The organism is Phycisphaerae bacterium (assembly GCA_017999985.1).
Lineage (GTDB): Bacteria > Planctomycetota > Phycisphaerae > UBA1845 > Fen-1342 > JAGNKU01.
This window is the reverse complement of record JAGNKU010000007.1, coordinates 113,768-125,811: the sequence shown is the minus strand read 5'-3', so window position 1 is coordinate 125,811 and position 12,044 is coordinate 113,768. Positions and strand designations below refer to the sequence as shown.

Genomic DNA, 12,044 nt, shown 5'->3' with positions numbered 1-12,044 from the left:
ACTTGAGCTCGGAGCCTTGGGACGGAGCGCCGACGCGTAGACCCTTCATCCCGTCACTCCCTCGCTCCCTTGATCCCTTGATCCCTCGCTCCCTTGATCCCCTCCCTCCGTGCCTTCTTCCGCCCCCCTCGTTAAAATGACCCGATGCACGACGCGTGGCTGCTCGCGCTCGAGACCTCCAGCCGACATGGCAGCGTGGCGCTGGGTCGCGGCCCGGATGTGATGGCGTATCGTCCGCTTTCCGCGGACCGCCGGCACACCACCGAGTTGCTGCCCGTGGTCCGCGAGCTGCTCACCGAGGTGGGCTGTCGGCCGCGCGACGTCGGCGTGGTCTGCTTCTCGCAGGGGCCGGGGAGTTTCACGGGCCTGCGCGTGGCGGCGACCTTGGCGCGGATGTGGCAATCGGCCATCGGCAGCCGCGTGGTTGGCGTGCCGACGCTGGAGGCGATCGCGCGCAATGTGCTTCGCCGGGCGGATGTCGCGGGGCGGATCGTCGTGCTGCGCGACGCCCGGCGCGGGCAGGTGTTTGGCGCGGTGTATGAACGCGCCCCCCGGGCGGAAGAACCCTCCCCCGGCCCCTCCCTGGAAGGGAGGGGGGTTGAGGCTGGCCCCGCCCTGGTAGGGAGAGGGAGTGAGGCTGGCTCCTCCTTTGGAGGGATCGGCGCTGTCGGGCTGCGCGTGATCGCGGACGCCGGTCTGCACGCTGCGCCGGCGTGGCTGGCGACATTGGAGCGCCCCGGCGTGGTGTTGGGCGACGGCGTGCCGGCGTGCCGGGACCTGCTGGCAGGGCTGGACGTGCTGCCAGAGGAATTCTGGGAGCCCGATGCGCGGGAAGTGCTCGCGATCGGGCGACGCTTGGCCGCGGCTGGGCGATTCTGCAGCCCGGACGAGATTGTGCCGGCGTACCTGCGTCCGCCGGAGTGCGAGGAAGTGTACGAGCAACGCCGGGCGGAGGCTCGCGCGCGGCGCGACGTGACATAGGGTATCGGGTGGACTTGTGGCACTGCTCTGGAGCAGTGGCGCGCAATCAGAGCCCCGAGCGCAAGCGAGCGGGTTCCGAGGAACACTGCTCAAGAGCAGTGGCACACAGTGGACATGAGGAACAGCGTGCGATGAGCAACCAGTTGATCGAGTGCGTACCGAATTTCAGCGAAGGGCGCGATCCGGCCGTCATCAGGCAGATCACCGACCAGATCGAGACGGTCGAGGGCGTGAAGCTGCTCGACGTCGATCCCGGCCAGGCCACCAACCGCACGGTGGTCACGTTCGTCGGTCCGCCGGAGCCGGTGCTGGAGGCCGCGGTGCGCGCGGTGCGCAAGGCGTCCGAGCTGATCGACATGCGCAAGCACAAAGGCGCTCATCCGCGGTTCGGCGCGACCGACGTCTGCCCGCTGGTCCCCGTCGCGAACATCACGATGGAGGAGACCGTCGTCTACGCCCGCAAGCTCGCGCAGCGGCTGGGCGACGAGCTGGGCATCACCGTGTTCTGCTACGAAAACGCGGCCCTGAGCGAGCAGCGGCGGAACCTCGCGACGGTGCGGGCCGGTGAGTACGAGGGCCTGAAGGACCGGCTGGCAAGTCCGGAATGGAAGCCCGACTTCGGGCCGGCGACGTTCAATCCGAAGAGCGGCGCGACGGCCGTCGGGGCGCGCGATTTCCTCGTCGCGTACAACGTCAACCTGAACACGACCTCGACCCGGCGGGCGAATGCGATCGCGTTCGATATTCGCGAGAAGGGCCGCGAGAAGCGCGAGGGCGACCCGCTGACGGGCAAGATCGTCCGCGACGCCAACGGCCAACCGGTGATGATCCCCGGCACACTGAAGTGCGTGAAGGCGATCGGCTGGTTTATCGAGGAGTACGGCATCGCGCAGATATCGATCAACCTCACGAATATCAGCGTGACGCCGGTACATGTCGCGTTCGATGAGTGCTGCCGGAAGGCGGCGGAGCGTGGCATTCGCGTGACGGGCTCGGAGCTGGTCGGGCTGATACCCCTGCGGGCGATGCTGGATGCGGGGCGGTATTTCCTTAAGAAGCAGCAGCGGTCGGTCGGGGTATCCGACCAGGAGCTGATCAAGATCGCGGTCAAATCGCTGGGGCTGGATGATCTGTATCCGTTCAAGCCCGAAGAGAAGATCATCGAATACGCGATCGCGGCGCGGTCCAAGCCGGCAAAGAAGCTGGTGGATCGGACCGTGGTGGGGTTCGTGGAGGAGACGGCGTCGGAATCGCCGGCGCCGGGCGGCGGGTCGATCTCGGCGGCGGTGGGGGCGCTGGGGGCGGCGCTGGCCACGATGGTGGCGAACCTGTCGTCGCACAAGCGCGGCTGGGACGAGCGCTGGGAGGAGTTCTCCGACTGGGCAGAAAAAGGCAAGGCGCACTATGTCGAGCTGCTGCGGCTGGTGGACGAGGACACGCTGGCGTTCAACAAGATCATGGACGCATTCAGCTTGCCGAAGGGCACGGAGGCCGAGAAGGCGGCGCGCAAGCAAACGATTCAGGAGGCGACGAAGGGAGCGATTCTGGTGCCGTTCAAGGTGATGCAGACGGCGCTGGCGGCGATGGACGTGATCCAGGCGATGGCGGAGATCGGCAACCCGAACTCGGTGTCGGACGCGGGCGTCGGGGCGTTGTGTGCCCGGACTGCCGTGCTGGGGGCGTACCTGAACGTGAAGATCAACTGCGCGAGCCTGGAGGACAAGATGTTTGTGAACGACACACTCGCGCGGGGGGCGGAGATCGAGCGGAAAGCGATCGAGAAGGAGCGTGAGATCCTGGTGCTCGTGAACGAAAAGATCTAAGCGCGCGAACGCCGCCGAACGCGTGTTTTGCGGCGTTCGGCGGTCGTCCGCACAGGCAGCTTGGGCGATTAGCGCCGGCGGCGGAGGGCAGCGCAGCCCGCGAGCACGAGGCCCAGCGTGGTCGGCTCGGGGACGATCCGCACGTTGTCGACACCCGCGATCAAGCTGGCCTCGTTGATCAGACGCACTTCCAGCCAGCCCACGGACGCCATCAGGTCGGCGAAGCTTGGGCTGAGCGGCTCCTGGGTCCAGCCGTTCGCGAGCGCGTTGGCATCGCTCCAGGTCGGATCGAACGCGACGTCGTACGAGGCCCACAGGTTGTTGTTGGGCGCGACCGCCCCGAAGTCGAAGTACCAGCCGTTTTCGGCGACATTGCGCCGAAAGCGGAGTTGGGCCGAGTCCAGCGTCGTATTGAACACGTTCAGGTCAAACCCGCCGCCCGTCACGCCGGCCGCCGCGTAGTCGCCCAGGAACTCCGGCCACACGCTGTTCTGGGTGCCGATGTCGAACCCCGGCGTGAGATCCTTGCGGATTTGCACGTGTCCGTCGGGGTTGCCCCCGCTGGCCGCATAGATCTGCACGGTGGCGATCGTGCTGCCGACGAACCCATCCTCGTCCGTGTCGAAGGTCGCGACGGTGCCCGGCACAGCCGCCCAGGCTACGCTGGCGGCAGCGAGGACCCCAACCATCGACAACCCGGCCCTTGAACTCCTGTTCATCATGATCTTCCCTTTCGCGCTGTCCGGCGGCATTGGCGGCTGGAGCCGGCCTGGACGCGCGGTCCACGCGGTCTCCGTTGTCAACGCCACCTGCATCTTTCCTGTGGCCGGCCCGAAACCGACCTGCTGTGGGATCGTAGGCGTGCGGTGCGCGAAGTCAAGCGGCGCCGCCCCGTCACGTGGCGCATCAGGCTCGGAAGAGGCGCGGATTGCGTGCGATGAACTTGCGGATCCACACGTGGATGAACGAGCGGGTCTGGCGGTGCATGAACCACCAGCCTAGCCCGCTGATGGCCGCGGCGCCCAGCGTGTCCACGACCAGGTCCCACATCGTGTCAGTCAGCCCGGACGGGTCGTCGAACATCGGCTTCTGCATGTTCGTGCCGAAGAGCCGGTCCATGCCGAACTCGAAGATCTCCCACAACGCCCCGACCGCTACGGCGAACACGAATGCGAACAGCGCCACGAAACGTGGACGCATGTGCAGATCGATGCGTTCGCTGGCATTAAGCACGTAGATCAGCAGGAACCCGAGGATGCCGAGCAGCAACCCAGAGGTCGTGTGCAGGGCGATGTCCCACCACCAGAAACGCGCGTAGTAGCCGCGGACTTCGCCCAGGAAGAGCGCCGCGAACACGAATACGACTGCCAGCACCTCGAATTCGGCCGGGATGTCCAGCACCTGCAGCCGCCGCCCGAGCGCCGCGGGCACCAGCGTGAGCAGCATGATTGCCAACACCACCAGTGCGTTGAGCCACTGTTGCTCAGCGAGCGCCCCCGCCAACCCGAGCCCCATGATGCACTGCAGGGCGACGAGGACGAGGCGGTGGATGCGCGCAGCGCCTTTGCTGGTGCCGGCGGGTGGCGGCGGCGGCTGGGAAGTCCGGTCTGTGTTCGGCGGCGACACCATGAGCATTGCGGATCAGCAGGGCTGTTCCTGGCCGACGCGGCCGCGGCGCTGGCAGTCTTCGCGCGCACATGCCGGGGCTCGCGTGTACGGGTGCCCATCATACGCCCCGCGCCTCCGCCCGTCGCCGCGGGGCGCCCCGGCTGCGTGTCGGTCTCGCCACGCCCCGTCGTGGCGCGCCGGGTGGTGCGGGCCAGGCGCGCGGCGCGCGTCGCCGCGGAGGAAGTGGCACATCGCGGCCACCGCGCCGAATTCGCAAACGCGCCGGCATGGAGCGCAGTGCCCGCATTCTTGTACGGGGCGCGCGTGGCCCGTAAGATGGCGGGCAGGCAGCGCAAAGACACGTCGACGCGTATGGATCAGTAGAGGTGCGGCCATGGAGCGCCTGCGAAAACTCGGCATGTATCTGAACGATGAACCGGGCGACAACGAGGCTCTGGCGTTCGCGGGCCTCCTGGCACGGCTCACCAGGCCCGAGTCGATCCACTGCATACACGTGCGTGGCATCGAAGACGCGGCCGCGCGGCCGGCGCCAGACGCGGATGCGATTCGTCACCGGCTGCTCGAAGTGCTTCCGGCGGACGTGGCCGGGGGCGCGCAGATACACGTTTCCGCGGCGACCGGATTGCCGGAGATACTGCGAACCGCGCGGGACCGGGATCTGGATCTGCTGGTCGTCGGCCGGCGCCTGCCGAATGATCAGCTCGGCGTGGGCACGGCGTTCTACCGGCTGGCCCGCAAGACGCCCTGCGACGTGCTGGTGGCGCCCGTCGGCGCGCATGCGCATCTGAGTCGCCTGCTCGTCCTGGTGGACGGTTCGGCGCATTCGCGCATGGCGCTAGAGACGGCGTTGCACCTCGCCAGGGCCGGGGTCGGCAAGCCCCAGGTGGTGGTCCAGTCGGTATATGGTGTCGCCTATGGCTATCGCTACGAGGGGATGAGCCTGGACCAGGCCCAGCGGCACCGCGAAGCGGTGCAGAGGGAGCAGATCGAGGCGTTCCTCGCGGACGTGGATACCACCGGCGTCGATTTCGAGGTCGTCTACACGTGTTCGCTGAACATCTCCGCGGCGGCCTACGACTTGGCCGCGGCCCGGCACATGGACGCGATCGTGATCGGTAGCCGCGGGGCCACCTTGCCGGCCATCGCGCTGCTCGGCGGCACCACCGAACGAGTCCTGCTCAATGCGCCGCTGCCGGTGCTCCTGGTCAAGCGCAAGGGAGAGACCTTTCGATTCCTTGATGCGGTGCTGGCTCAGTTCCAGGAGCCCGGATAGCGGTGTGACGCGGCACCGCCGATATCACGGCCCCCCGACAATGGAGCGGACATCATGGGAACTGAAGGTCCGGCACGTACCCCCTCTGCGCCGTCGTGGCATGCGTTGCCGCCGGCCGACGTGCTCGCAGCAGTCGAGGCCACCGAAGCGGGCCTGAGCGCGCGCGAGGCTGCGCGGCGGCTGCAGCAGTTCGGACCAAACGAGCTGCCGCACAAGCCCCCACCGACCCCGTGGGAGATCGTGCTCCGCCAGTTTCAGAACCCGCTCATCTACATCCTGGGCGTGGCTGCGCTGGTCTGCATTGCCATCGGCGAATTCACTGATGCGGCGTTCATCGCCGCGGTGCTGGTCCTGAATGCGGCGATCGGCGGTTATCAGGAATGGCGCGCCGAGCAGAGCAGCCGGGCCTTGCAGAAGCTCCTGCGGATTCGCGCGGCCGTCGTGCGTGACGGCGAAACGGGGGAAATCGATGCTGAGCAGATCGTGCCCGGTGACATGGTGTGGCTGGAGTCGGGGAACCGGGTGCCCAGCGACTTGCGCCTGCTTGCGTCGCAGGGGCTGGAGATCGACGAATCCCTGCTGACCGGTGAATCCCTGCCCGTGCAGAAGGATGCGGGCTGGTCGGGTGAGCCAAACACGCCGATGGGGGACCGGTTGAACATGGCTTTCGCGGGCGCGACGGTGATTCGGGGGCGCGGTCGAGGCGTGGTCGTCGCCACCGGGCCGCAGACGGCGGTAGGCCAACTGGCGCTGGATGTGATGGGCGCGGTGGGCGGCAAACCGCCGCTGATCGAGCGCATGGAGCATTTCACGCACCTGATCGCCGTAGCCATCCTCGCGGCGGTCGTGGTCGTGGGGGCGCTGGGCGTATTCGTGCGCGGGTATGGACTCGCGGACATGTTCATGTTCTCGGTCGCGCTCGCGGTCTCCGCGATCCCCGAGGGACTGCCGGTGGCCATGACCGTGGCCCTGGCGGTAGCCACGACGCGGATGGCCCGGCGGGGGGTTGTTGTGCGCCGCCTGGCGGCGGTGGAGGGGTTGGGCAGTTGCACGATGATCGCCAGCGACAAGACCGGAACGCTGACCTGCAACGAGATCACCGTGCGCGAGGTGCGCCTGGTCGATGGGGCGGTGTTCGAGGTCACGGGGGAAGGGTTCGCCCCGGTAGGTGAAATCCGCGCCGCCGGCGAGGCCGTCACGATCGCGCCGGAGCATCAGTTGACTGAACTGGCGCTGGCCGGGGCGCTGTGCAACGAAGCCGACCTGCATCAACGGGACGGGACGTGGGTCTGGCGTGGCGACCCGACCGATCTCGCGCTGCTGGCGCTGGCGCACAAGCTGGGGCGCGATCCGGGCGCGGCGATGCGGGCGTTTCCCAAGGCGGCAGACATTCCCTTCGAATCGGAGCGCCAGTTCGCCGCATCCTATCACCGTGAAGGTGAGCGGACGCGGGTGTTTGCGAAAGGTGCGCCGGAACGCGTGCTCGGCATGTGTGCCTGGCAAGACGCCCCCGATCAGCGGGCGGTGCTCTTGGCTGCGGCCGAGGAGATGGCTGCCAACGGATATCGCGTGCTGGCCCTGGCCGCAGGCGACGCGGGGTCCGCGTTCGATCCCAGCCGACTGCCCGACGAGCCGCAGGGGCTGCGCTGCCTCGGCCTGGCCGGTATGATCGACCCGCTCCGCCCGGGTGTGCCGGAGGCGGTGGCGTCTTGCCGGACCGCGGGGATCGAAGTGCGGATGATCACCGGTGACCATCCAGTGACCGCTCTGGCGATCGCGCGCGAGCTTGGCATGGCCACCGATCCCAACCAGGTCGTGTCCGGCGCCGACATGATGGACAAACCCCCGGAGGCACTGGCGGACCTCGTCCGCACCACCCGTGTCTTCGCACGCGTCGCGCCGCGCCAGAAACTCGAGCTGGTCGAAGCTGCGCAGGCGGCCGGGCACTATGTTGCGGTCACCGGCGACGGCGTGAATGACGCCCCGGCCCTCCGCAAGGCCAACATCGGCGTGGCGATGGGCAAGGCCGGAACGGATGTCGCCCGCGAAGCCGCCGAGCTTGTTATCACCGACGACAACTTTGCCACCATCGTGGCCGGCGTCGAGGAAGGTCGCATTGCCTACGACAACGTCCGCAAGGTCATCTACCTGCTGATTTCCACGGGCGTGGCCGAAGTACTGCTGCTGGGCACCGCGCTATTGACCGGCCTGCCATTGCCGCTGCTGCCGGCGCAGATCCTGTGGCTGAATCTCGTGACCAACGGCATCCAGGACGTCGCCCTGGCGTTTGAGCCCGGCGAGGGTGACGCCCTGCGGCGCAAGCCGCGCCCGCCGCGTGAGCCCGTCTTCAACCGGCTCATGCTGGAACGCACCGTCGTGGCGGCACTCGTGATGGCGGTCGTTGCGTTCGGCATGTTCTACTACCTGGTCGAAGTCGCCAGGATGGACGAGTACTCGGCGCGCAACGTGCTGCTCATGCTGATGGTGCTGCTGGAAAACGTGCACGTGGCCAATTGTCGCTCGGAGACGAAGTCCGCCTTGAGCATGTCGCCGCTGAGCAATCCGCTGCTGCTGGGAGGCGTGGTGCTGGCCCAATTGCTGCACATCGGCATGCTCTATCTCCCGCTCGGGCAGAAGGTCCTGCATACCGAACCGATCACGGCGCCGACATGGGGCTTCCTGCTGCTGCTGGCGTGCACGTTGCTGGTGGTGATGGAACTGCACAAGGCGTCGTGGTACTGGCGGCGGCGTGCGCTTGCCGCGTGACCCCGTACCGGTCACCGGGGCGAGTCCGCCAGGCGTTGCCGCGGGGGAGGCGTTCATCTGCGCGTTTGCCCGTGTGGCCGGCCCGGCAGAGGGAACAACGTTGCGTCGTCGCGCGGTGTGCGTGTTGTCAGCGGTTTTTGCCCCGATCTCCAAGCGAGTTGATCTCGTTGTGCATCGCGCGTCCCGGCAAGCTGCGGGGCCGCGGGCAGTACCTATGCTGCTCCGCTCCCGTGGAAGGAACGGTGCAGGAGCCATAGAATGCGCCCGGTGCTCCCCCTGGGGAGCGTTTGCTTGTGGAGCCCGACGGGACTTGCGACCTCGTCCCGCGAGCGTGGCCTTCGCCGTGGGAAGTTGCCCCCCGTGGGACAACGGGTGAGTGCAGTTCCGCAAGCGTCCATGGAGAGGTGGCCGAGTGGCTCAAGGCGCCGGTCTTGAAAACCGGTGAACCGCAAGGTTCCATGGGTTCGAATCCCATCCTCTCCGTTTCCGTAGCCGGTTGCGACGCCCGCGGCAGCGCACGCGCTGTCCCGGGGCCGAGTCGGATGGGGGTCGGCCGCCGCCCGGATGTCGGCGCCGGTGGACGCTGTGTTCACAGCTTCGCTTTGATCCACTCCGCGCCGGCGGCCAGTGCTTCACCGAGTTTCTCCGGCTGCTTGCCGCCGGCCTGCGCCATGGTTGGCGGGCCGCCGCCGCCACCCCCGACGATCGGGGCGATTGCCCTCACCAGGTCGCCGGCCTTGAGACCCTTCTTGATCAGGTCCGGCGTCATCGCCGCCAGCAGAACGACCTTGCCGCCGCTCGGGCTGGCAGGGACGCCAGCCCCACCCTCGCCCGGTCGCTCCGTCGCTCCAAACAGCACCGCCGCCGAGCCGCATTTCTGCTTGACCAGGTCGGCGCCCATCTTGAGCTGCTCGACGGGCACGTCGGGCATCTCGACCACGACCACCGTAGTCTCACCGTGCCGTGGCGCGGTCGCCAGCACTTCGGCCAGGCGCTGCTTCACGATGTCAGCCGCATCGGCGGCCTCGGCTTTCTGCTGCCGGCGGGCGGCCTTCTGCAAATCGGCCAGCAACGCGTTCAGCCGCGCGCGGTGCCGCAGCGCGAGACTCGCGTTCACCAGCGTCGTCTGCAGTTCCGACAGGCCGGCGGCGAACTCCTCCGGCGGTCCCTGCAGGAGCTGCTCGGCGCGCTGGATCAGGGCCGTCCCGATCTCTTCAGTCAACTGGGCCGAGGTGCCGGTGACGGCCACGATCCGGCGAATGCCCTTCGCGACCGCCTCCTCGTTCGTAATCGCGAAGTGCTCGATGTCGGCGGTGTTCTTCAGGTGCGTGCCGCCGCAGAACTCGATGGAGTACTGCCGCCATTCGGGATTGTCGGGCCGCGCGAGCAGGTCCGCGACGGGCACGCCGACTGACATGACGCGGACCAGGTCGGGGTAACGCTCGCCGAAGACGGCCCGCAGACCGTTGATCTTCAGGGCGTCCTGTTGCGGCACAACCTGGTAATCCACCGGCAGCTTCCGCTGGATCACGTCGTTGACGAGCTGCTCGACGCGCTCGATTTCGGCTGGCGTCAGGGCCTGCGGGTGCGAGAAGTCGAAGCGGGTCTTTTCGTGATCGACGAGCGAGCCTTTCTGCTGCACGTGGTCGCCGAGCACCTCGCGCAGCGCCCAGTTCATCACGTGCGTGGCGGTATGGTTCTTCATCGTCGCGCGCCGCTTGGTGTCCACGCGGAGCTCGACCTGGTCGCCGGCCGCGAGTGTCCCCTGCACCAGCGTGCCGTAGTGCAGCACGAAGTGGCCCGGTCGCAGCGTGCCCGTAATTTCGAAGCGACCCTCCGCCGTGACTAGCTCGCCACGGTCGCCGACCTGTCCACCTGCCTCGGCGTAGAAGCAGGTGCGGTCGGTGACGATGGCGGCCGTGTCGCCGGGCTTGAGGTGGTCGCGCGGGGTCAGCAGCACCGCGCCACCGCCCTCGGCCTGCAGCACGATGGCGACCACGCGGGCGGCGAGCGTCTCGGCCGTGTACTTCGGGGTGTCATCCGTCGGCGCGAGGTCCGCGCCGAGCTGTTGCGCGAACTGGTCGACCTCCATACCCGTCGTCTTGCCAGCGGCGCGGGCTCGTTCGCGCGCTTCCTCCATGAGCCGCTCGTATTCACCGAGATCGACATGCAGCCCTTGCTCGTCAGCCATGATCTGCGTGAGGTCGATCGGGAACCCGTAGGTGTCGTGCAGGCGAAAGGCGTCCTCGCCACGGATCTCGCCATGATGCCGCGCCGCGCGCTGGGCCGCCTCCGCGAACAGCGCGAGGCCCCGCTCCAGCGTACGGCCGAACGACGCCTCTTCATCGAAGATTACGCGGCCGATGCGCGCGGGGTCCGCGCGCAGCTCGGGGAACGCGTCGCCCATCACGGCGTTGATCGTGGGCATGAGGCGATACAGGAACGGCTCGTGCAGGTCCAGGTACTGCCAGCCGTAACGCACCGCTCGGCGGAGGATGCGCCGGAGCACGTAGCCGCGGCCTTCCTTGTCCGGCACGGCCCCGTCGGTGATCGCGAACGTCAGCGTGCGGAGGTGGTCGGCGATGACGCGGCACGCCTCGTCGCGCATGTCGCCGGCGCGGAAAGCGGCATACCGATTGACGGGCGAGACGCCCGTACCACCGGGTGGAGTGCGACCCGCCGTTGCGTCGCCGCGTCGCTGCGTCGCTGCGTCGCTTCCGTACGTGTGCCCGCTGATCTTCTCGATCGCCTGGATGATCGGCACGAACACGTCGGTCGCATAGTTGTTGTTGTGCCCCTGCAGCACCGCCGTCACGCGCTCGAAACCCATCCCCGTATCAACGTGCCTGGCCGGCAGAGGGGTCAGCTTGCCGTCGGCGCCGCGGTTGAACTGGATGAAAACGAGGTTCCAGATCTCGATGGCCCGGGCATCGCCCGCGTTGACCAGCCGGGCCCCGCTCTTGTCCGGCGTCAGGTCGATGTGGATCTCGCTGCACGGCCCGCACGGCCCCGTCTCGCCCATCTCCCAGAAATTATCCTTCTTGCTGCCGGCGTGCACGCGCTCCGGCGACAGGATTTCCAGCCACAGGTCGCGGGCCTCGGTGTCCGGCGCAAGCTGCTCCGCCGGGTCGCCGCCGAAGTACGTCGCGTGGAGGCGCGTCGGGTCAAGCCCCCACTGATCGACCAGCAGTTCCCAGGCCCAGGTGATGGCCTCTTTCTTGAAGTAGTCGCCGAACGACCAGTTCCCGAGCATCTCGAAGAACGTGTGGTGGTACGTGTCGTGGCCGACGTCGTCAAGGTCGTTGTGCTTGCCGCCGGCGCGGATGCATTTTTGCGTGTTCGCCACGCGGCGGTGCTTCGGCGTCTGTGTGCCGAGGAAGTACGGCTTGAACTGGTTCATGCCGGCGTTGGTGAACAGCAGCGTCGGGTCGTCGTGGGGGACGACCGGCGAGCTGGGCACGAAGGCGTGGCCGTGCTTGCGGCAGAAGAAGTCGATGAACTCCTGGCGGACCTGGGCGGCGGTGCGTGTCACTGCAGACCTTTCGTTGAAACGGGGCGCAATGAATTCAGGC

At 67.8% G+C, this 12,044-nt stretch carries 7 protein-coding genes and 1 tRNA gene; 5 read left to right on the top strand and 3 right to left on the bottom strand.

Translation table 11 applies throughout. The annotated features are described in order from the left end of the window. Positions 1–144 precede the first annotated feature (144 nt). Complete coding sequence (gene tsaB / locus KA383_11050) at positions 145–981, top strand: tRNA (adenosine(37)-N6)-threonylcarbamoyltransferase complex dimerization subunit type 1 TsaB (GenBank protein MBP7746656.1); 837 nt, start codon at positions 145–147, stop codon at positions 979–981. A 131-nt stretch (positions 982–1,112) separates the two neighbouring features. Then, a complete protein-coding gene (ftcD, locus tag KA383_11045) occupies positions 1,113–2,804 on the top strand; it encodes a glutamate formimidoyltransferase (protein MBP7746655.1) in 1,692 nt (563 codons plus the stop codon). A gap of 68 nt (positions 2,805–2,872) precedes the next feature. Here ftcD and KA383_11040 read toward each other — a convergent pair whose 3' ends face one another. Both KA383_11040 and KA383_11035 read right to left on the bottom strand, forming a co-directional pair. Beyond that, the gene (locus KA383_11040) at positions 2,873–3,526 is read right to left on the bottom strand and encodes a PEP-CTERM sorting domain-containing protein (GenBank protein ID MBP7746654.1); all 654 of its coding nucleotides are present in this window, start codon (positions 3,524–3,526) and stop codon (positions 2,873–2,875) included. Positions 3,527–3,710: 184 nt separating this feature from the next. Next, positions 3,711–4,319 (bottom strand): hypothetical protein, encoded by a 609-nt coding sequence (locus KA383_11035; protein ID MBP7746653.1) that lies wholly within the window; start codon positions 4,317–4,319, stop codon positions 3,711–3,713. 487 nt (positions 4,320–4,806) lie between these two features. On the opposite strand from KA383_11035, the gene KA383_11030 reads away from it, so the two are divergent. The 3 genes from KA383_11030 (at position 4,807) to KA383_11020 (ending at position 8,955) form a co-directional block, all read left to right on the top strand. Then, a complete protein-coding gene (locus KA383_11030) occupies positions 4,807–5,706 on the top strand; it encodes a universal stress protein (GenBank protein ID MBP7746652.1) in 900 nt (299 codons plus the stop codon). 54 nt (positions 5,707–5,760) lie between these two features. Further along, complete coding sequence (locus KA383_11025) at positions 5,761–8,472, top strand: HAD-IC family P-type ATPase (GenBank protein ID MBP7746651.1); 2,712 nt, start codon at positions 5,761–5,763, stop codon at positions 8,470–8,472. Positions 8,473–8,870: 398 nt separating this feature from the next. Continuing rightward, positions 8,871–8,955 (top strand) — tRNA-Ser (locus KA383_11020). A gap of 106 nt (positions 8,956–9,061) precedes the next feature. Here the strand turns inward: KA383_11020 and alaS are convergent. Beyond that, positions 9,062–12,004, bottom strand: a complete 2,943-nt coding sequence (gene alaS / locus KA383_11015; protein MBP7746650.1) for an alanine--tRNA ligase — start codon at positions 12,002–12,004, stop codon at positions 9,062–9,064. Positions 12,005–12,044 lie beyond the last annotated feature (40 nt).